The 26065-nt window shown below is 53.8% G+C and carries 24 protein-coding genes, 1 tRNA gene and 1 other RNA gene; 15 read left to right on the top strand and 11 right to left on the bottom strand.

Features of this window, described 5'->3' with window-relative positions; translation table 11 throughout:
• The first annotated feature begins 69 nt into the window (after positions 1 to 69).
• Positions 70 to 981 carry a glycine--tRNA ligase subunit alpha gene (gene glyQ, locus HV334_RS23580; RefSeq protein WP_001168551.1) on the top strand — a complete coding sequence of 304 codons (912 nt, stop codon included), beginning with the start codon at positions 70 to 72 and terminating at the stop codon, positions 979 to 981.
• Positions 982 to 990: 9 nt separating this feature from the next.
• Positions 991 to 3060, top strand: a complete 2070-nt coding sequence (gene glyS, locus HV334_RS23575) for a glycine--tRNA ligase subunit beta (RefSeq protein ID WP_181220970.1) — start codon at positions 991 to 993, stop codon at positions 3058 to 3060.
• 64 nt (positions 3061 to 3124) lie between these two features.
• On the opposite strand, the gene cueP is transcribed toward glyS, so the two are convergent.
• The 3 genes from cueP to HV334_RS23560 form a co-directional block, all read right to left on the bottom strand.
• Entirely contained in the window at positions 3125 to 3664 is a 540-nt protein-coding gene (gene cueP, locus HV334_RS23570) for a copper-binding periplasmic metallochaperone CueP (protein WP_046275781.1), read from the bottom strand.
• Positions 3665 to 3851: 187 nt separating this feature from the next.
• The gene (gene cspA / locus HV334_RS23565) at positions 3852 to 4064 is read right to left on the bottom strand and encodes an RNA chaperone/antiterminator CspA (protein WP_000014594.1); all 213 of its coding nucleotides are present in this window, start codon (positions 4062 to 4064) and stop codon (positions 3852 to 3854) included.
• 279 nt (positions 4065 to 4343) lie between these two features.
• Positions 4344 to 4634 (bottom strand): HTH-type transcriptional regulator, encoded by a 291-nt coding sequence (locus HV334_RS23560; protein WP_016157726.1) that lies wholly within the window; start codon positions 4632 to 4634, stop codon positions 4344 to 4346.
• Positions 4635 to 5014: 380 nt separating this feature from the next.
• On the opposite strand from HV334_RS23560, the gene HV334_RS23555 reads away from it, so the two are divergent.
• Positions 5015 to 5725, top strand: coding sequence for a DUF3053 domain-containing protein (locus tag HV334_RS23555; protein WP_181220969.1), 711 nt, complete (start codon positions 5015 to 5017; stop codon positions 5723 to 5725).
• A gap of 58 nt (positions 5726 to 5783) precedes the next feature.
• Here the strand turns inward: HV334_RS23555 and ghrB are convergent, their stop codons facing one another.
• The 6 genes from ghrB to HV334_RS23525 form a co-directional block, all read right to left on the bottom strand.
• Positions 5784 to 6758 carry a glyoxylate/hydroxypyruvate reductase GhrB gene (gene ghrB, locus HV334_RS23550; RefSeq protein ID WP_016154914.1) on the bottom strand — a complete coding sequence of 325 codons (975 nt, stop codon included), beginning with the start codon at positions 6756 to 6758 and terminating at the stop codon, positions 5784 to 5786.
• Positions 6759 to 6780: 22 nt separating this feature from the next.
• Positions 6781 to 8061: an MFS transporter gene (locus HV334_RS23545; protein ID WP_003827389.1), complete on the bottom strand. Its 1281-nt coding sequence runs from the start codon at positions 8059 to 8061 to the stop codon at positions 6781 to 6783.
• 70 nt (positions 8062 to 8131) lie between these two features.
• Positions 8132 to 9070, bottom strand: coding sequence for a sugar kinase (locus HV334_RS23540; protein WP_046275780.1), 939 nt, complete (start codon positions 9068 to 9070; stop codon positions 8132 to 8134).
• A 3-nt stretch (positions 9071 to 9073) separates the two neighbouring features.
• Positions 9074 to 9823, bottom strand: coding sequence for a hypothetical protein (locus tag HV334_RS23535; protein WP_016154912.1), 750 nt, complete (start codon positions 9821 to 9823; stop codon positions 9074 to 9076).
• Between the two features lie 99 nt (positions 9824 to 9922).
• Positions 9923 to 10939: a LacI family DNA-binding transcriptional regulator gene (locus HV334_RS23530; protein ID WP_005133828.1), complete on the bottom strand. Its 1017-nt coding sequence runs from the start codon at positions 10937 to 10939 to the stop codon at positions 9923 to 9925.
• 101 nt (positions 10940 to 11040) lie between these two features.
• Positions 11041 to 11703, bottom strand: coding sequence for an OmpA family lipoprotein (locus HV334_RS23525; protein WP_016157720.1), 663 nt, complete (start codon positions 11701 to 11703; stop codon positions 11041 to 11043).
• 159 nt (positions 11704 to 11862) lie between these two features.
• On the opposite strand from HV334_RS23525, the gene HV334_RS23520 reads away from it, so the two are divergent.
• A complete protein-coding gene (locus HV334_RS23520; RefSeq protein ID WP_181220968.1) occupies positions 11863 to 14196 on the top strand; it encodes a molybdopterin guanine dinucleotide-containing S/N-oxide reductase in 2334 nt (777 codons plus the stop codon).
• Here HV334_RS23520 and HV334_RS23515 read toward each other — a convergent pair.
• Together HV334_RS23515 and tag are read right to left on the bottom strand one after the other, a co-directional pair.
• Positions 14165 to 14605 (bottom strand): N-acetyltransferase, encoded by a 441-nt coding sequence (locus tag HV334_RS23515; protein ID WP_016157718.1) that lies wholly within the window; start codon positions 14603 to 14605, stop codon positions 14165 to 14167. The two genes, HV334_RS23520 and HV334_RS23515, sit on opposite strands and share 32 nt — an antisense overlap.
• On the bottom strand, positions 14595 to 15164 hold the full coding sequence (gene tag, locus HV334_RS23510) for a DNA-3-methyladenine glycosylase I (RefSeq protein ID WP_047501346.1): 570 nt from the start codon (positions 15162 to 15164) through the stop codon (positions 14595 to 14597). The genes HV334_RS23515 and tag overlap by 11 nt, the downstream gene beginning before the upstream one ends.
• 159 nt (positions 15165 to 15323) lie before the next feature.
• Between tag and HV334_RS23505 the strand changes: the two genes are divergently transcribed.
• From HV334_RS23505 to dppF, 11 genes are all read left to right on the top strand, one after another.
• On the top strand, positions 15324 to 16025 hold the full coding sequence (locus HV334_RS23505; protein ID WP_181220967.1) for an autotransporter outer membrane beta-barrel domain-containing protein: 702 nt from the start codon (positions 15324 to 15326) through the stop codon (positions 16023 to 16025).
• A 251-nt stretch (positions 16026 to 16276) separates the two neighbouring features.
• Complete coding sequence (locus HV334_RS23500) at positions 16277 to 17479, top strand: MFS transporter (RefSeq protein WP_016154906.1); 1203 nt, start codon at positions 16277 to 16279, stop codon at positions 17477 to 17479.
• Between the two features lie 210 nt (positions 17480 to 17689).
• Positions 17690 to 19384, top strand: a complete 1695-nt coding sequence (eptB, locus tag HV334_RS23495; RefSeq protein WP_016157716.1) for a kdo(2)-lipid A phosphoethanolamine 7''-transferase — start codon at positions 17690 to 17692, stop codon at positions 19382 to 19384.
• Positions 19385 to 19475: 91 nt separating this feature from the next.
• Positions 19476 to 19552, top strand: a tRNA-Pro gene (locus HV334_RS23490).
• 33 nt (positions 19553 to 19585) lie between these two features.
• Positions 19586 to 19719, top strand: a non-coding RNA gene (locus HV334_RS23485) — RtT sRNA.
• 419 nt (positions 19720 to 20138) lie between these two features.
• Complete coding sequence (locus tag HV334_RS23480) at positions 20139 to 20375, top strand: hypothetical protein (protein WP_137398959.1); 237 nt, start codon at positions 20139 to 20141, stop codon at positions 20373 to 20375.
• Entirely contained in the window at positions 20290 to 21897 is a 1608-nt protein-coding gene (dppA, locus tag HV334_RS23475) for a dipeptide ABC transporter periplasmic-binding protein DppA (RefSeq protein ID WP_181220966.1), read from the top strand. Before HV334_RS23480 ends, dppA begins: the two co-directional genes overlap by 86 nt.
• 161 nt (positions 21898 to 22058) lie before the next feature.
• The gene (gene dppB, locus HV334_RS23470) at positions 22059 to 23078 is read left to right on the top strand and encodes a dipeptide ABC transporter permease DppB (protein ID WP_016154903.1); all 1020 of its coding nucleotides are present in this window, start codon (positions 22059 to 22061) and stop codon (positions 23076 to 23078) included.
• Positions 23079 to 23087: 9 nt separating this feature from the next.
• Entirely contained in the window at positions 23088 to 23990 is a 903-nt protein-coding gene (gene dppC / locus HV334_RS23465; protein WP_016154902.1) for a dipeptide ABC transporter permease DppC, read from the top strand.
• 10 nt (positions 23991 to 24000) lie between these two features.
• Positions 24001 to 24984: a dipeptide ABC transporter ATP-binding protein gene (dppD, locus tag HV334_RS23460; RefSeq protein WP_019078085.1), complete on the top strand. Its 984-nt coding sequence runs from the start codon at positions 24001 to 24003 to the stop codon at positions 24982 to 24984.
• The gene (gene dppF, locus HV334_RS23455; protein WP_003827418.1) at positions 24981 to 25985 is read left to right on the top strand and encodes a dipeptide ABC transporter ATP-binding subunit DppF; all 1005 of its coding nucleotides are present in this window, start codon (positions 24981 to 24983) and stop codon (positions 25983 to 25985) included. Before dppD ends, dppF begins: the two co-directional genes overlap by 4 nt.
• Positions 25986 to 26065 lie beyond the last annotated feature (80 nt).

Below are 26065 nucleotides of genomic sequence, written 5' to 3'. Positions count from 1 at the left end.
GTATATCTTGCAGCCAGCGGGTATACTGACCGCTTCCTTTAAATCCACACGTATCCAGCACGAAATAATATGCAAAAGTTTGATACCAGGACCTTCCAGGGCTTGATCCTGACCTTACAGGATTACTGGGCTCGCCAGGGCTGCACCATCGTTCAACCATTGGACATGGAAGTCGGCGCGGGGACATCTCACCCAATGACCTGCCTGCGGGCGCTGGGGCCGGAACCGATGGCGACTGCTTATGTGCAGCCTTCTCGTCGTCCGACCGACGGCCGCTATGGCGAAAACCCGAACCGCTTACAGCACTACTATCAGTTCCAGGTAGTGATTAAGCCGTCTCCGGACAACATTCAGGAGCTGTACCTGGGTTCTCTGAAAGAGCTGGGTATGGACCCGACCATTCACGATATCCGTTTCGTGGAAGATAACTGGGAAAACCCAACGCTGGGTGCCTGGGGTCTGGGTTGGGAAGTGTGGCTGAACGGCATGGAAGTCACGCAGTTCACCTACTTCCAGCAGGTTGGTGGTCTGGAATGTAAACCAGTGACCGGGGAAATTACCTACGGTCTGGAACGTCTGGCCATGTACATTCAGGGCGTAGACAGCGTTTACGACCTGGTCTGGAGCGACGGCCCGCTGGGTAAAACCACTTACGGCGACGTGTTCCATCAGAACGAAGTGGAGCAATCCACCTACAACTTCGAATACGCCGACGTGGACTTCCTGTTCACCTGCTTCGAGCAGTACGAGAAAGAAGCGCAGCAGCTGCTGGCGCTGGAAAATCCGCTGCCGCTGCCTGCGTATGAACGTATTCTGAAAGCCGCCCATAGCTTCAACCTGCTGGATGCGCGTAAAGCCATCTCCGTCACCGAGCGTCAGCGCTATATCCTGCGTATTCGCACCCTGACCAAAGCAGTGGCAGAAGCTTACTACGCTTCCCGTGAAGCCCTTGGCTTCCCGATGTGCAACAAAGACAAATAAGAGGCGGCCATGTCTGAGAAAACTTTTCTGGTGGAAATCGGCACTGAAGAGCTGCCACCAAAAGCACTGCGCAGCCTGGCTGAGTCCTTTGCTGCGAACTTTACCGCGGAGCTGGATAATGCTGGCATCGCGCACGGCAACGTGGAGTGGTTCGCCGCGCCGCGTCGTCTGGCGTTGAAAGTCGCTGCCCTGGCTGAAGCACAACCCGACCGTGAAGTAGAAAAACGCGGCCCGGCTATCGCCCAGGCGTTTGACGCCGAAGGTAAACCGAGCAAAGCGGCCGAAGGTTGGGCGCGTGGCTGTGGCATCACGGTTGATCAGGCTGAGCGTCTGACCACCGACAAAGGCGAGTGGCTGCTGTATCGCGCGCATGTGAAAGGCGAAAGCGCTGAAGCGTTGCTGCCTAACATGATCGCCACCTCACTGGCGAAGCTGCCGATCCCGAAACTGATGCGCTGGGGCGCGTCTGACGTTCACTTCGTGCGTCCGGTTCACACCGTGACGTTGCTGCTGGGCGACAAAGTTATTCCGGCAACTATTCTGGGTATTCAGTCCGATCGCGTGATCCGCGGGCATCGCTTTATGGGTGAGCCGGAGTTCACCATCGATAATGCCGGTCAGTACCCTGAAATTCTGCGTGAGCGCGGCAAAGTGATTGCGGATTACGCTGAGCGTAAAGCCAAAATCAAAGCCGATGCCGAAGACGCGGCGCGTAAAATTGGCGGCAACGCCGATCTGAGTGAAAGCCTGCTGGAAGAAGTCACCTCGCTGGTGGAATGGCCGGTCGTGCTGACCGCGAAGTTCGAAGAAAAATTCCTCGCTGTTCCGTCCGAAGCGCTGGTACACACCATGAAAGGTGACCAGAAGTACTTCCCGGTATACGCGAACGACGGCAAACTGCTGCCGAATTTTATCTTCGTTGCCAACATCGAATCCAAAGACCCGCAGCAAATCATCTCCGGTAACGAGAAGGTGGTTCGTCCGCGTCTGGCGGATGCCGAATTCTTCTTCAATACTGACCGTAAAAAACGTCTGGAAGACCATCTGCCGCGTCTGCAAACCGTGCTGTTCCAACAGCAACTGGGTACGCTGCGCGACAAGACTGACCGTATCCAGGAGCTGGCGGGCTGGATTGCTGGTCAGATTGGCGCTGACGTTAACCACGCAACGCGTGCTGGCCTGCTGTCCAAGTGCGACCTGATGACCAACATGGTCTTCGAGTTCACCGATACTCAGGGCGTGATGGGCATGCACTACGCGCGTCACGATGGTGAAGCGGAAGATGTCGCTGTGGCGCTGAACGAGCAGTATCAGCCGCGTTTTGCCGGTGATGACCTGCCGTCTAACCCGGTTGCCTGTGCCGTGGCGATTGCCGATAAGATGGACACCCTGGCGGGTATCTTCGGTATCGGTCAGCATCCAAAAGGCGACAAAGACCCGTTTGCGCTGCGTCGTGCCGCGCTGGGCGTACTGCGTATCATCGTTGAGAAGAACCTGAATCTGGATCTACAAACGTTGACCGAAGAAGCTGTTCGTCTGTATGGCGACAAGCTGACTAACGCCAACGTGGTGGATGATGTGATCGACTTTATGCTTGGTCGCTTCCGCGCCTGGTATCAGGATGAAGGTTACACCGTCGATACCATTCAGGCAGTACTGGCGCGTCGTCCGACTCGTCCGGCTGATTTCGACGCACGTATGAAGGCGGTTTCGCACTTCCGTACGCTGGAGGCCGCGTCCGCGCTGGCTGCAGCGAACAAGCGTGTATCGAACATCCTGGCGAAGTCTGAAGAGACGCTGAATGACCGCGTAAATTCGGCAACGCTGAAAGAGCCGGAAGAAATTGCGCTGGCGCTGCAGGTTGTGGTGCTGCGCGATAAGCTGGAGCCTGTCTTTGCAGCTGGTCGTTACCAGGAAGCGCTGGTTGAGTTGGCGGAACTGCGTGAACCGGTTGATGCGTTCTTCGAGAAAGTGATGGTCAACGTGGAAGATAAAGATCTGCGTATTAACCGTCTGTCTATGCTCGCAAAACTGCGCGAACTGTTCCTGCGCGTAGCGGATATTTCTCTGCTGCAGTAACGCTCCTGAGCTGACTTAGAAAAAGCCGGATAAGCATTGTGCCATCCGGCTTTTTTGTATGTTGTTAGCGCAGCTGTAATTTTGTCAGACAGGTCTGGCTGTCTTCCATCGTCTTGATGGGATACTCCGCCGTTTTACCGTTGTAACTTACCGCGATTGTGCCTGCCATATTGCGCGGTAGCCATACCCCGACGAAGCCATTTCGACCACTCTTCATCACTTTTTGTACCACCACCTCACCCTTGTTATCCGTCACTTTGACATTGAATGCCTTCTCCGGCATTTCGCCCTGGCAGCCAGAAAGGCTGTGGTTGAAGCAAGGATGTGTTTGCCATTCATAAGGGGCAAATGACAGATAGAACTTGTCACCGAGCGGTAGGGTATAAATCTGATCGCCCGAAGAGAGCTTCAGTTCGGTACTGGTGATAGATGCTGAGTACGGCAGCGGGCGGTTCTGTGGCGACTGGTCAATGGTCTCGACGATTTGCTCGACGGATTTACCGCTGAGCCCGTGTTCCGCCAGAAAAGCAGCTTCCGGAGTTGCTGCGAACGCGCTACCGGTTGTGAGCAAACCTAAAACCAGCAGCAGTGAGGATTTCGACATAGCTTCAATTCCTTGTGAATATTGTGGAATACAGACTGGCTCACTATAAAGCTTGCCCTTAGGGAAAGGTCAAAGGGAGGACGGGTAAAGTAATGCAAAGAAGCGTTTGGGCGGGGAGTCTTGCGAAGTACAGATAAAAAAAATCCCCGCCGTTTGGCAGGGATTCAGAATTTTGAGCTTTTTAAGCTTACAGGCTGGTTACGTTGCCAGCTGCCGGGCCTTTAGCGCCGCTTTCGATGGTGAAGGAAACTTTCTGACCTTCGTCCAGAGATTTGTAGCCATCGTTCTGGATAGCAGAGAAGTGTACGAACACGTCTTTAGAGCCATCGTCAGGAGTGATGAAGCCGAAACCTTTGTCAGCGTTGAACCATTTTACGATACCAGTCATTTTACCGGACATAGTGTATTACCTTTTAAAAAATAAGTGTGCCTTTCGGCGATATGGCGTGCTTTACAGATTTTTTAACAGTAAAGGAAATGCTCACTACGAAGGGTATCAACGATAACTCTTGAAGGGACTTGCCTTACTAACTGCTGTAATGGTCTGTACGTCAAACCGTTGAGGGCATTAACTCATTTTACGCATGTGGATGCAACTACTATTTTCTTTTTTGTGGATAACCCCCTTAAGGGAACGGCCCTTTTACAGGACCGTTCATAAGTAAAATTAAAAAATAGTTCAATCCATCAGTTGCTTACTTAATCTTGGGTCTGCCTGAATCAGGCGCATTAACTTCAATTCGGTATTGGAAGGCTTTACGCGTTTAGACTCCCATTCATGAACCGTCGCGACCGTCACGCCCATCACTCGGGCAAAATCATCTGTTTTTAAACCTGTCCCTCGTCGTAGCTGTTCAAATTCGGTGAAAGGGTTGGTTTTTTGCGTCAGAGTAACCGTCTGCGATACATCTTTAAAAACAATCTGCTCCAGACTGCTCAGCAGTTCAAACATAGGATCTTTGTATTCCATTGAGAACTCCTACAAATCACACAGCGGGATCGTGAATTTCATCGAAGCTCATTAAGAGTAGTCGGAAAAAATGAAGCCGGATTTTAGGTTTGCGTGATGGATTCGTTTCAGCGGATCGGGGTCGACAATCTTTTGCAGGCTAACGAACTGATAAAGGTCGTGATCTGCGAACGATCGATCCCGATTGTAAAGATGACTAAAATATGACGTCGTGTGGTAAATGGAGCATTGTTTAGCAAAACGATGGGTGGCGGGAGCGGTTATTTTCCCCCACAAGATTACGCGGAAAGGGTATCTTGCGGGGCTGACCTGGACTATCCTTGTCAACGTCAGGCACGCGGGTGTCGTTGTGCGCATTTTTGGGTGAAAGGAGTATTAAAATGGCGACAGGTAAGTCCTGCTCTCGCTGGTTTGCGCCTGTTTTGGCGCTCTTAATGGTAGTTGGCCTGAGTGGGTGTTTTGATAAAGAAGGCGATCAACGCAAAGCGTTTATCGATTTTCTGCAGAATACTGCAATGCGTAGCGGAGAGCGTTTACCAACGCTGACCGCCGATCAGAAAAAACAGTTTGGCCCGTTTGTGTCCGATTACGCGATTCTGTATGGCTATTCGCAGCAGGTTAATCAGGCAATGGACTCCGGTCTGCGCCCGGTGGTTGATAGCGTAAATGCGATTCGTGTTCCTCAGGATTATGTGACTCAGCGTGAACCGCTGCGTCAGGCAAATGGTGCGTTGGGCGTATTAGGGCAACAGTTGCAGAATGCGAAACTGCAGGCAGATGCTGCGCATGGCGCGCTGAAGCAGGGCGAGGATCTGAAGCCGGTCTTTGACCAGGTCTACAATAAAGTCGTCACTGTACCTTCAGAGGCGCTACAGTCGCTGATCCCTGCCGCGCAAATCTTCACGCAGCAGTTAGTACAGGTCGGTGATTTTGTGGCACAGCAGGATACGCAGGTGAGCTTTGTCGCTAACGGTATCCAGTTCCCAACTTCACAGCAGGCAAGTCAGTACAACACGCTGATTGGCCCGTTGGCCTCTCAGCATCAGGCATTTAATCAGGCCTGGACTGCTGCGGTGAATGCCGCTCAGTAATGAAGGCGCTGTAATACATAAAAGGCCGGGTAAGCGTAATCGCTACCCGGCCTTTTGTTTATGGCGCGACCTGCGGGTTCACGCAGTTCTTCTCAACGCGTCCTTGCAGCGCATCGATTAAGTTATCCACCGCACAGGCCGCCATGTTATAGCGCGTTTCATGCGTCGCTGAACCTATGTGCGGTACGGCTACCACGTTTGGCAACGCTAATAACGGTGAGTCTGCCGGTAATGGCTCCTGCTCAAACACATCCAGGCCTGCGGCATGAATTTCCCCGCTTTGCAGGGCGGCAATCAGCGCTTTTTCATCGACCACCGGCCCACGCCCGGCGTTAATGAAAATGGCGGAGGACTTCATTTTGGCAAACTGTTCGGTACTAAACAGATGATGCGTTTCTGCGGTTAACGGCAGGATCAGGCAGACGAAATCGGACTCCTGCAACAGCGTATCGAGGTCGCAGTAACGCGCGTTGAAGCGTTCTTCCGCCTCCTGGTGATGACGGCGCGCGTTATAAAGAATCGGCATGCTAAAACCAAAATGCGCGCGTTGCGCCAGCGCCAGACCAATACGGCCCATGCCGACAATCCCCAGCGTTTTGTGGTGTACATCCGTACCAAACCAGTCCGGCCCGATACTTTTGGTCCACTCGCCAATTTTCACCCGTTCAGCAACTTCTACTACGCGGCGAGCGGTGCTTAACACCAGCGCCATTACCGTATCGGCGACAGTTTCCGTCAGCACGGTTGGCGTGTGCATCAACAGCACCTTGCGCGCGTTGAGGGCATCGACGTCGAAGTTGTCATAACCTACGGAAATCGTGGATGTCGCACGAAGCCTGGGCATTCTCTCCAGTAGGGCGGTATTGACAGCTTCACTGGAACCCAGCAGACCTTCCGCGTTGGCAAAAGCCTCGGCGTGCTGTGCGACCGTTTCCGGGCGCAGGTTAGGCACATGAGTCACAGTAAAATGCTCTTCCAGGCGATGCAGTAAATCGTCAGGTAACGCTTTATAGAGAATAATGGACGGCTTCATGCGAATCTCCGTAAGTTAAAATTTAAGCGTGGCGTGCGCCAATAGGTAATTGCTGATTATTAGCAGGCTTAACAATTAAAGTTAGCCATACTGAGACAAAAAGCGCCACCCCCATAAAAATGTACGAGGCGGATGGGCTGCCGGTTGCGCCATTGAGGTAGCCGACAAACCATGAACCAAAGAATGAGCCTAGCGCGCCCATGCTGTTGATCAGCGCCATTGCACCCCCGGCGACGTTGCGCGGCAGCATTTCCGGGATGATGGCGAAGAAGGGGCCATATGGGGCGTACATTGCCGCACCCGCAATAACTAACAGCGTGTAAGAAATCCAGAAGTGGTCTGCACCCACGGCCCAGGAGCCGATAAAAGCGAAAGCGGCTATCAATAACAGCGGCCAGACAAACAGTTTACGGTTTTGCAGCTTATCGGAGGCCCAGGAGACGAGGATCATCGCCGCCGTCGCCGCCAGATAAGGTACGGATGACAGCCAGCCAACCTCTACCATGCCCAGATTTGCGCCGCCGTTGCGGATAATCGACGGTAGCCACAGGACAAAACCATAGACGCCAATACTCCAGGCGAAATACTGCATGCACAGCAGGATGACGTTACGTGAGCGGAAGGCCTCGCTATAGTTACGCACGGCTTTGATGCCTTGCTGCTCTTTTTCCAGTTGCGCCTGAAGGGCGGCTTTTTCAGATTCTGACAGCCAGCCGACCTGAGACGGTTTGTCTTTTACCAATACCCACCAGCAGAACGCCCAGATGATGGCCGGGAAGCCCTCGATGATAAACATTTCCCGCCAGCCCAGCGCCTGGATCAGATAACCGGAAACCACAGACATCCACAGGACGGTAACCGGGTTACCGAGGATCAGGAAAGTGTTAGCGCGCGAGCGCTCGGATTTCGTAAACCAGTTGCTGATATAAATCAGCATTGCGGGCATCACCGCGGCTTCAACGACGCCAAGAATAAAGCGGATGGCGGCAAGCATTGGAATATTGCTGACCATACCGGTTAACGACGCGCATGCGCCCCAGAGGATCAGACAGACAAAAATCAGTTTTCGTACGCTGCGCCGTTCTGCGTAAATCGCGCCTGGGATCTGAAAGAAGAAATAGCCGAGGAAAAACAGAGCGCCCAGCAGGGAAGAGATCCCTTTGGTAATGCCGAGGTCCTCGTTGATACCGGCGGCGGAGGCGAAGCTGAAGTTCGCACGGTCAAGGTACGCCAGGCTATACGTGATAAACACGATTGGCATAATGTACCACCAGCGTTTTGCTGCATTAGTTGAGCTATTCATAGACTGCCCTCTGGTTATGCTGATACGCCGCCTCTGTATGTAGGGTACAGAGACAGAGTTGGCCGGGAGTTTATTCCCCTAATTGTTCACGTGTGGGTAATCCTTCGCTGTCGCCCTGAACCTGAATGGCCAGTGCGCCGATTTTATTGCCGCGGGTCACCGCCTGATGCAGCGAACGGCCTTCCAGCAGGGCGCTGATAACGCCCACGGCAAAGCCATCGCCTGCGCCGACCGTATCGACCACGTTGTCGACTTTTACCGGTGCAACGCAACCTTGTTCACCGCTGGCTGTTTTGTACCAGGCGCCATCAGCCCCGGTTTTGATGATCACGGCCTTCACTCCGTGACGCAGATAAAAGTCGGCGATGGCTTCAGGCGTCTGTTGGCCGGTTAAAATCATCCCCTCTTTTAATCCAGGTAAAACCCAGTCAGCCTGGAATGCCAGCCGGTTCAGTTTTTCCACCATTTCGGCTTCGCTTTTCCACAGTACCGGACGCAAATTTGGGTCGAACGAGATGGTCTTCCCCTGGGCTTTCAGTGTGCGGGCGGTGTGCGCCAGTAGTTCATAGGAGCTGGCAGAAAGCGCTGCCGCCACGCCGCTCAGGTGCAAGTGGCGCGCGCTGGCGAAATAGTCCTCGTGATAATCCTCAACGCTGAGGTGGCTGGCGGCGGACCCTTTGCGGAAATACTCCACAATGGGATCGGTTCCATTTTCGACCTTAGATTTCAACTGAAAGCCGGTAGCGTAACGCCCGTCCTGGGTAACTCCCTGCGCATCTATCCCTTCTTTTTCCAGCGACTTAACGATAAAACGACCAAAACTGTCGTTGCCTACGCGGCTCACCCAGCCGACCTTCAGGCCCAGACGAGCAAGACCGGTCGCCACGTTGAGTTCAGCGCCTGCAACGCGCTTGATAAACTGCTCTACATCCGTGAGTTCGCCGGTTTGCGTGGCGACAAACATCGCCATCGCTTCACCAATAGTGACCGCATCCAGTGAATTTTTCATGTGTTACTCCTCGCGTAACAGCTCGACGTAGTGGCGGGTAACCGCCGTCAAATCCTGCCCTTCCAGGGGGAACTCAATACCGCGCGGAACATCGTTGGGCAGCGTTTTTAACAGCGCCAGCCAGCGTGAATCTGCTTCATCAGGCGGTACGGCACGGTAGCTATCGCGATGCGTAACTGCGGCTTTGACATGGATATATCCGACGGTTGGCGCCAGGTTCTGCGCGGCCTGTTCCGGGGAGTCGCCAACCCACAGCCAGTTGCCCATATCGAAAGTCAGAGATATCGGCAGGTTTTGCGTCTGACAGGCTTCATTAAAACGTTGCATCGGCTGCAGGCGTCCGCAGGCGGTCTGATCGTTTTCCACAACCAGCTCCATGCCGCTGTTGTCCAGCCATTCACGTAAATCGTCGAACTGTTCGGTATGGGAAAAATGACCGAGAGAGACTTTTAACCACAGCGCCTGTAGGGCCTGCGCTTCTTCGAGGAGCTGCGGAAGTCGGGGATTCAGGTTCCCATCCTCAAGGAATAACGGTTCAGGCGCTGAATAACAGGCCAGCAGGCCGAAGAGTTCGATTGCAGAGGCCATTGTGGACAGCGTTTTCAGCTCGGCGTCGGTTAATAACTCGCGGCGGATTTCGACGCCGTCAGCACCGGCTTCGGCAATGATGGGCAACATTGCCGTTTGCCCGCCTGCTGCCCGCACCTGGTCGTAGCCGTAGGCGGCGGTAACCACCATAATTTTTCTTTTCATGGAAACTCCAGACTAGCATTCTTGTTATAACGCTAGATGGAACCGGTTCCAAAGAAAAGCTCATGATGTCGAATTTATGATCACCATCACGAAGGAAATTTAACGGGCGGTTGAGCCGCGCACGATCAGCTCGCCGGAGAATACCTGTTCCTGAATGGCAGCAGAGCCGCCATCAATTCGGCGTACAACCTGCTCAACGGCGGTGTAGCCAATCTGCCATGTGGGTTGTTTCAACGTGGTGATACCGACGCCCGCCAGCTCCGCCCATTCCAGTTCGTCAAAACCGAGCAGGCCGATATCGCTGCCCCAGTTAAGGCCAATGCGCTTCAGGGCGCGGGCAACCTGCAGCGTGAGAGCGCCGTTGGCAGAGATAACGGCTTTGCGCATCCCCCGATGCTGCTGGTGAAACTGGCGCAGCGTGTCATCCAGTTGCGTATTGTCCGTTAGCGGGACTTCGGCATTTTGCGCGATAACGCCGGGGTACTGTGCGAGCGTGGCGCGAAAAGCGCTCAGGCGTTCACGGCGGGTATTCACCATGCCCAGCGGTTCGCTGAGGAACAGGATGGCTTCAAAACCTTGCTCGACCAGATGTTCAGTGGCAACCGTTGCCGCCTGGGTGTTATCCAGCCCGACCATATCACAGGCAAAATCGGGGATTTTACGGTCAATCAGTACCATCGGTAGCGCAGACTGTTGCAGGCGGTTCAGCCCCTCTTCGCGCATTCCAACGGCGTTGACCACAATCCCTTCGACCTGGTAGCTGCGCAGCAGGTCGAGATAATGCAGCTCCTGATCCACTTCGTTGTTGGTGTTACACACCAGCGGGGTAAAGCCCTTATCGCGACAGGCGGCTTCAATCCCGCTTAACACGTTGACGGAGTAGGGATTAGTAATATCGGCGATGATCAGACCAATCAGACGGGTACGACCGTGTTTCAGGCCTCTTGCCATCAGGCTGGGACGGTAGTCGAGATCGGCAATGGCTTGTTCAATGCGGGCCAGTAGCGCGTCGGAAAGCAGGTGCTTTTCACCGTTGAGATAGCGTGAAATGCTGGTCTTGCCGGTTTTTGCGGCTTTCGCCACATCGCTGATGGTTGCCCGTGTTGATTTGCTCATCGCTGATTTCCCTAAATTTGGTGACAACACCTTAACGCGAAAATCAACGATGGCAAGTGCTTCATGCCGGATAAGACGCTGCCATTATCCGGCACAAAACGTTACTGGAGCGGGCTTAAGGTGATCTCTACGCGGCGGTTTTGCGCTTTACCTTCCGCCGTGCTGTTGCTGGCGATCGGGTTTGCCGGGCCCATACCCTGAGTGCGGATACGGTTAGCGGCAACGCCTTGAGTGATTAAGGCGCTGGCCACGGAGTCCGCGCGCTGTTGCGACAGGCGCATATTCAGATCCTGACTGCCGGTGCTGTCGGTGAAGCCGAGCACGTTGACGGCGGTTTTATTGTACTCTTTCAGTACCATTGCCACGCCGGTCAGGGTGTTGGCACCCGCAGGTTTCAGGTTGCTGCTGTTGCTGTCGAAGGTGACGTTATTTGGCATATTCAGGATGATGTTATCGCCACTGCGCGTCACGCTGACGCCCGTCCCTTGCATTTTGTCGCGCAGTTTTGCTTCCTGCACGTCCATGTAATAGCCGACACCGCCGCCAACGGCCGCGCCAGCCGCCGCACCAATCAGCGCGCCTTTGCCGCGATCTTTCTTCGAAGAAGAGAGTGCGCCAATACCCGCGCCGACCAGAGAGCCAATACCCGCGCCAATGCCGGATTTACCCGCTTCGCGTTCGCCGGTGTAAGGGTTTGTTGTGCAGCCAGAAACCGCCAGGGCGCCGCTCACGATGGCAGCAATAACAAAAACACGTTTCTTCATCTTAATTCCTTAATGACTTTTTCTTCTTTGCCACAGCGACCGTGGCGGTTGATTATGACGTGTGAACATGAAGAAAATTCCAGGGAACACTCTGAAATTTGTAAGTAACATTGAACGGCATAATAAATAAGCCGTCACATCGCATTCAGGAGCGCCATCTTGGCTAATTCACCCGCACATTACTCGGTGTTAACCGCCGCCCACTGGGGACCTATTCTCGTCGAAACCGATGGCGAGACGGTTTTCTCCTCTCGCGGCGCGCTGCCCACCGCCCATCCCAACTCTTTGCAAACCGTGGTGCGCGACCAGGTACACAGTAAAACGCGGGTACGTTTTCCCATGGTGCGTAAAGGCTTTCTCGCCTCGCCGGAGAATCCGCAGGGGGTGCGCGGGCAAGATGAATTTGTTCGTGTCAGTTGGGACGACGCGCTGAATCTTATCCATACGCAGCATAAACGCATCCGTGACAGCTACGGGCCGGCCTCGATTTTTGCCGGTTCCTACGGCTGGCGTTCCAACGGCGTGTTACACAAAGCCGCAACCCTGTTACAGCGTTATATGGCGCTGGCGGGTGGTTATACCGGGCATCTGGGGGATTACTCGACGGGCGCTGCGCAGGCCATCATGCCGTACGTGGTGGGCGGTAACGAAGTTTACCAGCAGCAGACCAGTTGGCCGGTGGTGCTGGAGAACAGTGAAGTGGTGGTGTTATGGAGTGCCAATCCGCTGAATACCCTGAAAATTGCCTGGAACGCCTCCGACGAGCAGGGCCTCGCTTACTTTGAGGCACTGCGTGGCAGCGGGAAGCGGTTGATCTGTATCGATCCGATGCGATCGGAAAGCGTCGATTTCTTTGGCGAGAAGATGGAATGGATCGCTCCGCATATGGGGACCGACGTGGCGCTGATGCTGGGTATCGCGCATACGCTGGTGGAAAACGGCTGGCACGACGCGGACTTTCTCACTCGGTGTACGACCGGATATGACCGTTTTGCCGACTATCTGCTGGGCAAATCTGACGATGTTGCAAAAACGGCAGAATGGGCCGCTGAAATTTGTGGTGTTCCGGCGGCGAAAATACGTGAACTTGCGGCGATATTTCACCAAAATACCACCATGCTGATGGCGGGATGGGGTATGCAACGCCAGCAGTATGGCGAGCAGAAACACTGGATGATTGTCACGCTGGCCGCCATGCTCGGGCAAATCGGGACGCCTGGCGGCGGCTTTGGGCTGTCGTATCATTTTGCCAACGGCGGCAACCCAACGCGCCGTGCTGCGGTGCTGGCTTCAATGCAGGGCAGCGTTAAAAACGGCACCGACGCGGTGGATAAAATCCCGGTGGCGCGAATTGTTGAAGCGCTGGAGAACCCGGGTGGTTTTTATCAGCACAACGGTATGGACCGCCATTTCCCGGACATCCGTATGCTGTGGTGGGCAGGCGGCGCCAACTTCACCCATCATCAGGACACCAACCGTCTGATTCGCGCCTGGCAAAAACCGGAGCTGGTGGTTATCTCAGAGTGTTTCTGGACAGCCGCAGCGAAGCATGCCGATATCGTGCTGCCGGCGACGACGTCTTTTGAGCGTAATGATTTGACCATGACTGGCGATTACAGCAACCAGCATCTGGTGCCGATGAAGCAGGTTGTATCGCCGCAGGATGAAGCGCGAAATGATTTTGATGTCTTTGCCGAGCTGAGTGAACGCTGGGAGAAGGGCGGATATGAGCGATTTACCGAAGGCAAAAGCGAGCTGGAATGGCTGGAGACTTTTTACAACATTGCCGGGCAGCGTGGGGCTAGCCAGCAGGTAACGTTGCCGCCATTCACCGAGTTTTGGCAGCGGAATGCGCTGATCGAAATGCCGGAAAACGCCGCCAGCGCGGAGTTTATCCGTTTCGCGGATTTTCGCCGCAACCCACAGGCGCATCCGCTGAAAACGGACAGCGGTAAAATTGAAATCTACTCCGCGAGGATTGCCGGTTACGGTTACGCGGACTGTGCGGGGCATCCGATGTGGCTGGAGCCGGATGAGTGGTTCGGTAACGCCGAGCCGGGCCAGTTACAGCTGCTTTCCGCCCATCCGGCGCACCGTTTGCACAGTCAGCTAAATTACAGCGCGTTGCGCGAACAGTATGCGGTAGCGGATCGTGAGCCCGTCACGATTCATCCGCAGGATGCCAAAGCGCGCGGTATTGCGGATGGCGACACGGTCAGGGTGTGGAACCAGCGTGGGCACGTTCTGGCGGGAGCAGTCGTGACGACGGGAATTAAACCTGGTGTCATCTGTATTCATGAGGGCGCCTGGCCTGATTTGGACCTCGCCGCCAACGGTATTTGTAAAAATGGCGCCGTCAACGTGCTGACCAAAGATCTCCCCAGCTCGAAGCTGGGGAATGGCTGTGCGGGCAACACTGCGCTGGCGTGGCTCGAAAAATACAGCGGACCAACGTTGACGCTTACGGCGTTTGATCCGCCTGCCAGCCCATAATCCACGTGGGATGGTGAGTCTCTTCCTGCCATGCGCCATCTTCAATGCGAAAACCCAGCGCATGGTAGAAGTTCACCGCTGATTGATTCTTCTGGTAGACCTCGAGGCTGAGTAACGAAAAGCGCTGCTGTACATGCTGCACCAGCGCTTTGCCGATCCCGCTTCTGATGGCGGCAGGCGCGACGAACAGCGCGCCGAGAAAGCGGTCATCAATGACGCTGGCAAAGCCTTTGAGCACCCCTTCTTCTTCCCATACCCAGGTTTGTGCGGCTGGCAGGTAAACATCCCGCACGATGGATTCACTTTCGCGCCAGTAGCGTTCTTCGATAAACGGATGGGCATGGATCGTGCTTTCCATCCACAGCGCCAGAATTGACGGTAGATCGTCAGCCTTTGATTCACGAATCATGTTGTTCTCCCGGGTAACAGATACAGGTGGTGACATGGTCGTTGACCAGGCCGCATGCCTGCATAAAGGAGTAACAAATGGTGGTGCCGACAAACTTAAATCCGCGTTTTTTTAACGCTTTAGACAGTGCATCTGACGCCGGTGTAGAGGTGGGGATATCGCTCAGGTTGGCGGCGCGGGTCAGTTGCGGTTGGTTATCAACAAACGACCAGACGAACTCGCTAAACGATTCTCCGTTTTGCGCCATGGTCAGAAAGGCGCGAGCGTTGCCGATAATGGCCTGAATTTTTCCTCGATGGCGAATAATGCCGGCATCCAGTACCAGTCTTTCCACATCTTCTTCGGTCATGGCCGCCACTTTTTCCGGGTCAAAATAGTGGAAGGCGTGGCGATAATTTTCTCGTTTCTTTAGCACGGTGATCCATGATAAACCGGCCTGTTGGCCTTCCAGACAGATCATTTCGAACAGCTTGTTGCCATCTGTTTCGGGGACGCCCCATTCCTTGTCGTGGTAGGCAATGTAAAGTGGGTCCTGGCTGACCCATCCGCAACGCTGCATATTCTTCCTCGCTGTTTTTACTGGCGTAAAAATTTCATTCGGCCCGCCTTGACGCGCCAGCTAAAAAGACAATATTTAATACAGGGCCTGATGGGCCCGATATCCTTCACACAATGACAATAATATCGCCGAATTCGGCTCTTTTCTGGAGTCGCGTTGATGATTATAAGAAACAGTAGTGGTCGCCAAAGGTTAACTCTGGCGAGCGTCGTAGTTTGTGCGCTGTTCATCAATACAGCATATGGCTGGCAACAAGAATATATCGTTGATGCGATGTCAGGGCATACGGCTGAACGTTATACATGGGACAGCGATCACCAACCACGTTATAACGACATTCTGGAAGAACGTATTCGCTCCACTCAAAACGTGGCGGGTCCCGTGGTGAATCTGGCGGATGAAACGCCTATGGATGCGACCAACGGCATGAGTATGGGCTGGAACTTTCCGCTTTCAAGGCAGGTGATGACCGGTCCGGTGGCCGCGCTGCATTATGACGGTTCGACCACGTCTACTTACAACGAATTTGGCGATAGCGTGACGTCGGTAACGCAGAACGATCCGCTGTGGCATGCCAGCGTCAGCACGTTAGGCTGGCGAGTCAATTCTCAGTTCGGTGATGTGCGACCGTGGGCGCAAATCAGCTATAACCAGCAGTTTGGCGAGAATATCTGGAAAGCGCAGTCGGGCCTCAGTCGCATGACGGCGGCGGGTCAAGACGGTAACTGGCTGGATGTTACCGTTGGCGCAGATATGCTGTTGAACCGGCACATGGCGGCTTACGCGGCGCTTTCGCAGGCGGAAAATAGCGCCAATAACAGCGACTATATGTACACCATGGGAGTGAGTGCCAAATTTTAACGCAAAAAATCATCAGCTAAACATCTCCGTTACATATTGAGAACAGCAATCACACGCCCCTCAGCGATAGCGTGTACTAACTCTTACGATAAAATTCAGTAACCCGACTTTTTGTCTCGTCATTCATTCCGCATTCCAGGCATTTCATTCCGTCCTGGTGGCATTTCATGCCGTTTTCTCCTGGCCATAAAAGCGCTTCGGTATGGTTGTTGGCAGAGAATTTCCCATTTTGCTTATGCAGGAATACTGCCATGAAAACTTCTGATTATCAGCGCACACGCTGGCTAACACTGATCGGCACGATTATTACCCAATTTGCTTTAGGTTCTGTTTATACCTGGAGCCTGTTTAATGGCGCGCTCTCTTCTAAGCTCGATGCGCCGGTCAGTCAGGTGGCATTTTCTTTTGGCCTGCTGAGCCTCGGGCTGGCGATTTCCTCTTCCGTTGCCGGCAAGCTGCAGGAACGTTTTGGCGTGAAACGCGTCACCATGGCCTCCGGTATTTTACTCGGCGTCGGTTTCTTCTTAACCGCCCATTCCAACAGCCTGATTATGCTGTGGCTGAGCGCTGGTGTGCTGGTTGGTCTGGCGGATGGCGCAGGTTACCTGTTAACGCTTTCCAACTGCGTAAAATGGTTCCCTGAGCGTAAAGGGCTGATTTCCGCCTTTGCCATCGGTTCTTATGGCCTTGGCAGCCTCGGTTTTAAATTTATCGACAGCCAACTGCTGAGCACCGTGGGCCTGGAAAAAACCTTCATGATTTGGGGCGCGATCGTACTGGTGATGATCGTCTTTGGCTCCACGCTGATGAAAGATGCGCCGAATCAGGAAGTGAAAGCGAAGAATGGCGTGGTTGAGAACGACTACACCCTGGCGCAGTCCATGCGCAAACCGCAGTACTGGATGCTGGCAGTCATGTTCCTGACGGCGTGTATGAGCGGTCTGTACGTCATTGGCGTGGCGAAAGATATCGCACAAAGCCTGGCGCATATGGATGTGGCGACGGCGGCGAATGCGGTTACCGTCATTTCTATCGCGAACCTGTCGGGTCGTCTGGTGCTGGGGATTCTGTCCGATAAAATCTCCCGTATTCGCGTGATCACCATTGGTCAGGTCGTTTCGCTGGTCGGTATGGCTGCACTGTTGTTCGCGCCGCTGAATGACGTAACCTTCTTTATGGCAATTGCCTGTGTCGCATTTAACTTTGGCGGCACCATCACCGTATTCCCGTCACTGGTCAGCGAGTTCTTCGGTCTGAATAACCTGGCTAAAAACTACGGTGTTATTTACCTGGGCTTCGGTATCGGTAGCATTTGCGGTTCCATTATCGCCTCGCTGTTTGGCGGGTTCTATGTGACCTTCTGCGTTATCTTTGCGCTGTTAATCATTTCGCTGGCGCTTTCTACCACTATTCGTCAGCCACAACGTAGCGTCTATACCGAGGCGCACGCCTAAATCTATTAGTAGTATGATTAATACTTGGCGCATATATTTACAAAAATTTATGCGCCATTTTCATTCTCTATAAGCACTTTTGCTCCCTCCTGTGGTCTACTTACCCGCGCCCGTAGACATTTCACCTCTGCTGTTGTCGCATTTTTCCTCTGTCAGGTCTGATTGATCGCTGCTCAGGGTTTTTTATCCCGATTTCCAGGGTTTGTTTGCATGAGATACATTAAGTCGATGACGCAGCAGAAACTCAGTTTCTTGCTGGCAATCTATATCGGTTTGTTTATGAACTGTGCTGTATTTTTCCGTCGCTTTAGCGGATATGCGCACGATTTTACCGTCTGGAAAGGACTCTCCGCGGTTGTTGAATTGGCCGGCACTGTGCTGGTGACCTTCTTTTTACTACGCCTTCTCTCTTTGTTTGGCCGCCGCGCCTGGCGTGTCCTGGCAACCTGTTTGGTGCTGTGTTCTGCCGGCGCCAGTTATTATATGACCTTCCTGAACGTGGTAATTGGTTACGGTATTATCGCCTCCGTAATGACCACGGATATTGATTTATCGAAAGAAGTCGTCGGCTGGCATTTCATCGTGTGGCTGGTTTCGGTCAGTATTATTCCCTTGGTGCTGATTTGGAGTAACCGCTGCCGCTACACGTTGATGAGACAAATTCGTACGCCGGGCATGAGGTGGCGTAGCGTAGCGGTAGTTTTACTGGCCGGCCTGATGGTATGGGCGCCGATTCGCCTGCTGAGCATGCAACAGAGAAGCGTAGAGCGAGAAACAGGTATCGATTTACCCAGCTATGGCGGGGTTGTGGCAAACTCTTACTTGCCGTCAAACTGGCTCTCTGCGCTGGGTCTGTACGCCTGGGCACAGGTGGATGAATCCTCAGACAACAAATCGCTGATGAACCCGGCGAAGAAATTTACCTATGTTGAGCCTAAGAACCTCGACGACACCTATGTGGTCTTTATTATCGGCGAAACCACCCGCTGGGACCATATGGGGATTTTTGGCTATGAGCGAAATACCACGCCAAGGCTCGCCCAGGAGAAAAACCTGGCCGCGTTCCGTGGATATTCCTGTGACACGGCGACCAAACTTTCGCTGCGCTGTATGTTTGTGCGTGAAGGTGGGGCGGAAGAAAACCCGCAGCGTACCCTGAAAGAACAAAACGTCTTTTCCGTGCTCGGTCAGTTAGGGTTCAAGACAGACCTCTACGCGATGCAAAGCGAGATGTGGTTCTACAGCAATACCATGGCGGAGAACATCGCTTACCGAGAGCAGATTGGCGCAGAGCCGCGTAACCGTGGCAAGAACGTTGACGATATGCTGTTGATTACCGAAATGCAGCAGTCTCTGCAACCGACGGATGATGATGGCAAACGTCTGATTATTCTGCATACCAAAGGTTCGCATTTTAACTACACGCAGCGCTACACCCGCGAATATGCGCAGTGGAAGCCGGAGTGTGTCAATGTGGATAGCGGTTGCTCGAAAGCCGAGATGATTAACTCTTTTGATAACTCGGTAACCTATGTTGATCACTTTATTACCAAAGTGTTTGATCAACTGCGGGATAAGAAAGCGATAGTGTTCTACGCCGCCGATCACGGTGAGTCGATTAACGAGCGTGAGCACCTGCACGGTACGCCGCGTAAAATGGCTCCGCCAGAGCAGTTCCGCGTTCCAATGCTGGTGTGGATGTCAGACAAATATCTGGAAGACCCAGACCATGCGAAGGCGTTTGCACACCTGAAGCAAGAAGCGGATATGAAGGTGCCGCGTCGTCATGTGGAACTGTACGACACTATTTTGGGTTGCCTCGGTTATACCTCGCCAAATGGCGGTATTAACGAGAATAACAACTGGTGCCGTATCCCGGACGCGAAGAAGGTTACGGCTCAGTAATTGGGCTGCTGACTTTCTCGCCGATCAAATGGCATTTTGATACTAAGGGATTGACGGGGGCGCGGCTGAGCAGTAAGATGCGCCCCGCATTCGGTGATTGGCGCAGCCTGGTAGCGCACTTCGTTCGGGACGAAGGGGTCGGAGGTTCGAATCCTCTATCACCGACCAAATTCAAAACCCTGCTCAACGAGCAGGGTTTTTTGCATTTGAAACCCACGAGGATGAGAACCTCCGGGGGTAAGAGGTTCGACTCGAGCGCAGCGAGAGAACGTTGCGTTAGCAACGGCCCGTAGGGCGAGCCACGTCAGTGGCGAGTAATCCTCTCTCACCGACCAAAATTGACCTTCCTTTTATCTGTAAAAATTGTGCACCACTTCCCACTGACTGTTAACGATTCTGTGACATATTCCATTGCCTTTTTTTATATTTGCTTGAAACTTTTTTTGCGCTACTTATGGCTGAACCTGGCATTTTCCGCTGTGCGCTTTAGCGTTCATGGCATTAATCGCTCAGATATGCAGCATTAATTTAGAAAGTTTTAATAATTTGCATAAATGTTAATCACCAAATGTTGCGAAATATTAAGATGTTTATTCTGGCATAGTGCGCGTAGCACAAATTTCCCTGCTGAAAATGTCCTTCTGCACTTTTTTTAATCTTTGTTTGCGAATTCTCACCGTTGGTGTAAATCACGGTTACCTGTATTGACGTTTTCACATTCTGTTGACAGATTGTAGGGCATGAGGGGCATTTCATGGAGAATCCGCACTGCAACTCAGTCGCTTATGTGAACGGAATCCCTATCCTCTTAACGCCGACCCGGCCGGGTAAAAAACAAAAAAGGCCAGGCGGTGCAAACCCACTGCAAAGGGTAAAACAACAAACATCACATTTGGAGCAGAAGAATGAGTATTTCCTTGAAGAAGTCAGGGATGCTGAAGCTTGGTCTGAGCCTGGTGGCTATGACCTGCGCCGCAAGCGTACAGGCTAAAACTCTGGTTTATTGTTCAGAAGGATCTCCTGAAGGCTTTAACCCACAGCTTTTCACCTCTGGCACGACCTATGATGCCAGCTCCGTACCGATCTATAACCGCCTGGTCGAGTTCAAAACCGGTACAACTGAAGTGATCCCGGGCCTTGCTGAGAAGTGGGAAATCAGCGAAGACGGTAAAACCTATACCTTCCACCTGCGCCAGGGCGTGAAGTGGCAGGACAACAAAGATTTCAAACCGACGCGCGATTTAAACGCCGATGACGTGGTGTTCTCTTTCGATCGTCAGAAAAATGCCCAGAACCCTTACCACAAAGTCTCTGGCGGTAGCTATGAATACTTCGAAGGGATGGGTCTGCCAGATCTGATCTCCGAAGTGAAAAAAGTGGACGATAAAACCGTTCAGTTCGTGCTGACTCGCCCGGAAGCGCCTTTCCTGGCTGATCTGGCGATGGACTTCGCTTCTATTCTTTCCAAAGAATATGCAGACAACATGCTGAAAGCCGGCTCCCCGGAGAAAGTGGATCTGAACCCAATTGGGACCGGTCCGTTCCAGCTGCAGCAGTACCAGAAAGACTCCCGTATTCTGTATAAAGCATTCGAAGGTTACTGGGGCACCAAGCCACAGATTGACCGTCTGGTCTTCTCCATTACGCCTGACGCTTCCGTGCGTTACGCCAAACTGCAGAAGAACGAGTGCCAGGTGATGCCGTACCCGAACCCGGCAGATATCGCGCGCATGAAGCAGGATAAAAACATTAACCTGATGGAGCAGGCCGGTCTGAACGTTGGCTACCTCTCTTTCAACACCGAGAAGAAACCGTTTGATGACGTGAAAGTCCGTCAGGCGCTGACCTACGCGGTGAACAAAGAAGCCATCATTAAAGCGGTATATCAGGGCGCTGGCGTTGCCGCGAAAAACCTGATCCCACCGACCATGTGGGGCTATAACGACGACGTTAAAGACTACACCTACGATCCTGAAAAGGCTAAAGCGCTGCTGAAGGAAGCGGGTCAGGATAAAGGCTTCACCGTTGAGCTGTGGGCCATGCCGGTACAGCGTCCTTACAACCCGAACGCCCGCCGTATGGCGGAAATGGTTCAGGCTGACTGGGCGAAAATTGGCGTTCAGGCCAAGATTGTGACCTACGAGTGGGGCGAATATCTGAAACGCGCCAAAGCGGGTGAGCATCAGGCGGTGATGATGGGTTGGACCGGTGACAACGGGGATCCGGACAACTTCTTCGCCACCCTGTTCAGCTGTGCGGCAGCGAAAGACGGTTCCAACTACTCTCGCTGGTGCTACAAGCCGTTTGAAGATCTGATCCAGCCGGCGCGTGCGACCGACGATCACAACAAACGTATTGAACTGTACAAGCAAGCTCAGGTTGTTATGCACGATCAGGCCCCGGCTCTGATTGTTGCTCACTCCACCGTGTATGAACCAGTGCGTAAAGAAGTGAAAGGCTATATGGTTGATCCATTAGGCAAACATCACTTCGAAAACGTCTCTGTCGAATAATTAAAAGCAAGCCAGGCAGCGCTACGGACCGTTAAGTCGGGTCACCGTAGCGCCACCTGACAGTAATGCTTTATCTCCCTCTCGCTGGAGGGGGAGATAAGATTTGTGAGCAATACAGATTCACGGTTCCAGGCCGTGCGTCATTAGAGAGAATCCGGGTTATGTTGCAGTTCATTCTCCGACGTTTGGGACTCGTCATCCCCACGTTTATCGGTATCACTCTTCTCACCTTTGCTTTCGTTCATATGATCCCCGGCGATCCGGTAATGATCATGGCGGGTGAGCGTGGAATTTCCCCTGAGCGTCATGCTCAACTGTTGGCTGAACTCGGTCTGGATAAACCGATGTGGCAGCAGTACCTCCATTATATCTGGGGGGTTATGCATGGTGATTTAGGTATCTCGCTGAAAAGCCGATTACCGGTGTGGGAAGAGTTCGTTCCTCGCTTTAAAGCAACGCTGGAACTTGGCGTCTGCGCGATGATTTTCGCCGTTGCGGTGGGTATTCCGGTGGGTGTACTTGCTGCCGTTAAGCGCGGCTCCATTTTCGATCACACTGCCGTTGGCCTGGCGCTGACCGGTTACTCCATGCCGATTTTCTGGTGGGGCATGATGCTGATCATGCTGGTTTCCGTGCAGTGGAACCTGACGCCGGTTTCCGGTCGGGTGAGCGACATGGTGTTCCTTGATGATTCCAATCCCCTGACCGGTTTTATGCTGATTGACACCGCCATTTGGGGTGAAGAGGGCAACTTTATCGATGCGCTGGCGCATATGATCCTGCCGGCAATGGTGCTTGGCACCATCCCTCTGGCGGTAATTGTGCGTATGACTCGTTCATCGATGCTGGAAGTACTGGGTGAAGATTACATTCGTACCGCACGCGCCAAAGGCCTGACCCGTATGCGCGTCATCATCATTCACGCTCTGCGTAACGCGATGCTGCCCGTTGTGACCGTTATCGGCCTGCAGGTCGGTACGTTATTGGCTGGGGCGATCCTGACCGAGACTATTTTCTCGTGGCCGGGACTGGGACGCTGGTTGATCGATGCGCTACAACGCCGTGATTATCCAGTGGTACAGGGCGGGGTACTGCTGGTCGCGACGATGATTATCCTCGTCAACCTGCTGGTAGACCTGCTGTACGGCGTGGTGAACCCGCGTATTCGGCATAGGAAGTAAGGGGCCATCATGTCACAGGTTACTGAAAATAAAGTTATTGCTGCACCGGTGCCCATGACCCCGCTGCAGGAGTTCTGGCACTATTTTAAACGCAACAAAGGTGCGGTTGTTGGGCTGGTGTACGTTGTCGTGATGATCCTGATTGCGGTCTTTGCCAACGTCCTCGCGCCGTACAACCCGGCAGAGCAGTTCCGCGATACGCTGCTGGCTCCTCCTGCGTGGCAGGAAGGCGGTACCATGGCGCATCTGTTTGGTACTGATGATGTGGGCCGCGATGTGCTGTCCCGCCTGATGTACGGTGCGCGTTTGTCTCTGTTGGTCGGCTGTCTGGTGGTGGTGCTCTCCCTGCTGATGGGCGTGATTCTCGGGCTGATTGCCGGTTACTTTGGTGGGATTGTCGATAACGTCATCATGCGTGTGGTCGATATCATGCTGGCACTGCCGAGCCTGCTACTGGCGCTGGTGCTGGTGGCGGTATTTGGGCCCTCGATTGGCAACGCCGCGCTGGCGCTGACGTTCGTGGCATTGCCGCACTATGTGCGTCTGACGCGCGCCGCCGTCCTGGTGGAGGTTAACCGCGACTACGTTACCGCATCCCGCGTGGCCGGAGCCGGTGCGATGCGCCAGATGTTCGTCAATATTCTTCCTAACTGTCTTGCGCCGCTGATTGTTCAGGCGTCGCTTGGTTTCTCTAACGCCATTCTCGATATGGCTGCCCTCGGCTTCCTGGGGATGGGCGCACAGCCGCCTACGCCGGAATGGGGCACCATGCTCTCTGACGTGTTGCAATTTGCCCAAAGCGCCTGGTGGGTCGTGACCTTCCCGGGGCTGGCAATCCTGCTGACGGTGCTGGCATTTAACCTGATGGGTGACGGTCTGCGTGACGCGCTCGATCCCAAACTGAAGCAGTAAGAGGTTCGAGATGGCGTTATTAAATGTAGATAAATTATCGGTGCACTTCGGCGATGTGGGGTCCGAATTCCGTGCCGTAGACCGCATTAGTTACAGCGTGAACCAGGGTGAAGTGGTTGGCATTGTAGGGGAATCCGGTTCTGGTAAGTCCGTCAGCTCGCTGGCGATCATGGGACTGATTGACTACCCAGGTCGCGTTATGGCCGAAAATCTGGAGTTTAATGGTCGTGACCTGAAGCGCATCTCTGAGAAAGAGCGTCGCCAGTTAGTGGGCGCGGAAGTGGCGATGATCTTCCAGGACCCGATGACCAGCCTTAACCCGTGCTACACCGTCGGCTACCAGATTATGGAAGCCATTAAGGTGCACCAGGGCGGCAACAAAAAAACGCGTATTCAGCGGGCGATTGACCTGCTGACGCTGGTGGGGATCCCCGATCCGGCCTCGCGTCTGGATGTCTATCCGCACCAGTTGTCTGGTGGGATGAGCCAGCGCGTGATGATCGCGATGGCGATTGCCTGTCGTCCAAAGCTGTTGATTGCCGACGAACCGACAACGGCGCTGGATGTGACCATTCAGGCGCAGATCATCGAGCTACTGCTGGAATTGCAGCAAAAAGAGAACATGGCGCTGGTCTTAATCACGCACGACCTGGCGCTGGTGGCTGAAGCGGCGCACAAGATCATTGTGATGTACGCCGGGCAGGTCGTGGAAACCGGGGCCGCACAGGATATTTTCCGCGCGCCGCGTCATCCGTATACCCAGGCGTTGCTGCGCGCGTTGCCGGAGTTCGCACAGGATAAAGCGCGTCTGGCTTCGTTGCCGGGCGTGGTGCCAGGTAAATATGACCGCCCGACCGGTTGTTTACTGAACCCGCGCTGCCCCTATGCGACCGACAAATGCCGCGCTGAAGAACCTGAACTGAACCTGCTGGAAGGCGGGCGTCAGTCGAAATGCCACTACCCACTTGATGATGCCGGGAGGCCTGGGCTATGAGTACGCAAAAGGCCGCTTTGCCACAGCCACTGTTGCAGGCAATTGACCTGAAAAAACACTACCCGGTGAAGAAGGGGATGTTCGCCCCGGAACGCCTGGTGAAAGCGCTGGACGGCGTCTCCTTTACCCTGGAACGCGGCAAAACGCTGGCGGTGGTAGGCGAGTCGGGCTGTGGGAAATCCACCCTTGGTCGCCTGCTGACGATGATTGAAGTCCCGACCGGCGGCGAGCTGTATTACCAGGGGCAGGATCTGCTTAAGCACGACCCGCAGGCGCAGAAGCTGCGCCGGCAGAAAATCCAGATTGTGTTCCAGAACCCGTACGGTTCCCTGAACCCGCGCAAGAAAGTAGGGCAGATTCTGGAAGAGCCGCTGCTGATCAACTCCACGCTAAGCAAAGAGGAGCGTCGTGAAAAAGCGCTGGCGATGATGGCGAAAGTGGGGCTGAAAACCGAGCACTACGACCGCTATCCGCACATGTTCTCCGGCGGTCAGCGTCAGCGTATTGCCATCGCTCGCGGGCTGATGCTTGATCCAGACGTGGTGATTGCCGACGAACCTGTCTCGGCGCTGGACGTTTCTGTTCGTGCGCAGGTGCTGAACCTGATGATGGATTTGCAGCAGGAACTGGGGCTGTCATACGTCTTTATCTCGCACGACCTGTCGGTGGTAGAGCACATTGCCGATGAGGTGATGGTGATGTATTTAGGCCGTTGCGTGGAAAAAGGAACGAAGGATCAGATCTTCAATAATCCGCGTCATCCGTATACGCAGGCGCTGCTATCCGCGACGCCACGCCTGAACCCGGACGATCGCCGCGAGCGTATCAAGCTGACCGGTGAGCTGCCAAGCCCGCTGAATCCACCGCCGGGCTGTGCGTTCAATGCCCGCTGCCGTCGGCGTTTTGGTCCGTGTACCCAGCTTCAGCCGCAGCTGAAGGATTACGGTGGACAACTCGTGGCCTGTTTCGCTGTTGACCAGGATGAAAATCCACAGCAATAAACGTGGGTTATGACCTGATAACCGGAGCCTTGTGCTCCGGTTTTTTTATATTTTGTTTTTACGTCCACAATGTGAGTCCT

Source organism: Citrobacter sp. RHBSTW-00944 (assembly GCF_013615435.1).
Taxonomy (GTDB): Bacteria; Pseudomonadota; Gammaproteobacteria; order Enterobacterales; family Enterobacteriaceae; genus Citrobacter; species Citrobacter braakii.
Note: the sequence above shows the minus strand (reverse complement) of the source record. Positions and strands in the feature narration are given on the sequence as shown.

Coding starts and splice junctions, on each gene's coding strand:
- cspA (WP_000014594.1), bottom strand. CDS start 4,064: ATGTCCGGTAAAATGACTGGTATCGTAAAATGGTTCAACGCTGACAAA.
- HV334_RS23500 (WP_016154906.1), top strand. CDS start 16,277: ATGAAAACTTCTGATTATCAGCGCACACGCTGGCTAACACTGATCGGC.
- HV334_RS23535 (WP_016154912.1), bottom strand. CDS start 9,823: ATGAAAAGAAAAATTATGGTGGTTACCGCCGCCTACGGCTACGACCAG.
- HV334_RS23515 (WP_016157718.1), bottom strand. CDS start 14,605: ATGATTCGTGAATCAAAGGCTGACGATCTACCGTCAATTCTGGCGCTG.
- dppF (WP_003827418.1), top strand. CDS start 24,981: ATGAGTACGCAAAAGGCCGCTTTGCCACAGCCACTGTTGCAGGCAATT.
- cueP (WP_046275781.1), bottom strand. CDS start 3,664: ATGTCGAAATCCTCACTGCTGCTGGTTTTAGGTTTGCTCACAACCGGT.
- HV334_RS23505 (WP_181220967.1), top strand. CDS start 15,324: ATGATTATAAGAAACAGTAGTGGTCGCCAAAGGTTAACTCTGGCGAGC.
- HV334_RS23560 (WP_016157726.1), bottom strand. CDS start 4,634: ATGGAATACAAAGATCCTATGTTTGAACTGCTGAGCAGTCTGGAGCAG.
- dppA (WP_181220966.1), top strand. CDS start 20,290: ATGAGTATTTCCTTGAAGAAGTCAGGGATGCTGAAGCTTGGTCTGAGC.
- HV334_RS23480 (WP_137398959.1), top strand. CDS start 20,139: ATGGAGAATCCGCACTGCAACTCAGTCGCTTATGTGAACGGAATCCCT.
- eptB (WP_016157716.1), top strand. CDS start 17,690: ATGAGATACATTAAGTCGATGACGCAGCAGAAACTCAGTTTCTTGCTG.
- ghrB (WP_016154914.1), bottom strand. CDS start 6,758: ATGAAGCCGTCCATTATTCTCTATAAAGCGTTACCTGACGATTTACTG.
- HV334_RS23555 (WP_181220969.1), top strand. CDS start 5,015: ATGGCGACAGGTAAGTCCTGCTCTCGCTGGTTTGCGCCTGTTTTGGCG.
- dppB (WP_016154903.1), top strand. CDS start 22,059: ATGTTGCAGTTCATTCTCCGACGTTTGGGACTCGTCATCCCCACGTTT.
- HV334_RS23530 (WP_005133828.1), bottom strand. CDS start 10,939: ATGAGCAAATCAACACGGGCAACCATCAGCGATGTGGCGAAAGCCGCA.
- glyS (WP_181220970.1), top strand. CDS start 991: ATGTCTGAGAAAACTTTTCTGGTGGAAATCGGCACTGAAGAGCTGCCA.
- dppC (WP_016154902.1), top strand. CDS start 23,088: ATGTCACAGGTTACTGAAAATAAAGTTATTGCTGCACCGGTGCCCATG.
- tag (WP_047501346.1), bottom strand. CDS start 15,164: ATGCAGCGTTGCGGATGGGTCAGCCAGGACCCACTTTACATTGCCTAC.
- HV334_RS23525 (WP_016157720.1), bottom strand. CDS start 11,703: ATGAAGAAACGTGTTTTTGTTATTGCTGCCATCGTGAGCGGCGCCCTG.
- glyQ (WP_001168551.1), top strand. CDS start 70: ATGCAAAAGTTTGATACCAGGACCTTCCAGGGCTTGATCCTGACCTTA.
- dppD (WP_019078085.1), top strand. CDS start 24,001: ATGGCGTTATTAAATGTAGATAAATTATCGGTGCACTTCGGCGATGTG.
- HV334_RS23545 (WP_003827389.1), bottom strand. CDS start 8,061: ATGAATAGCTCAACTAATGCAGCAAAACGCTGGTGGTACATTATGCCA.
- HV334_RS23540 (WP_046275780.1), bottom strand. CDS start 9,070: ATGAAAAATTCACTGGATGCGGTCACTATTGGTGAAGCGATGGCGATG.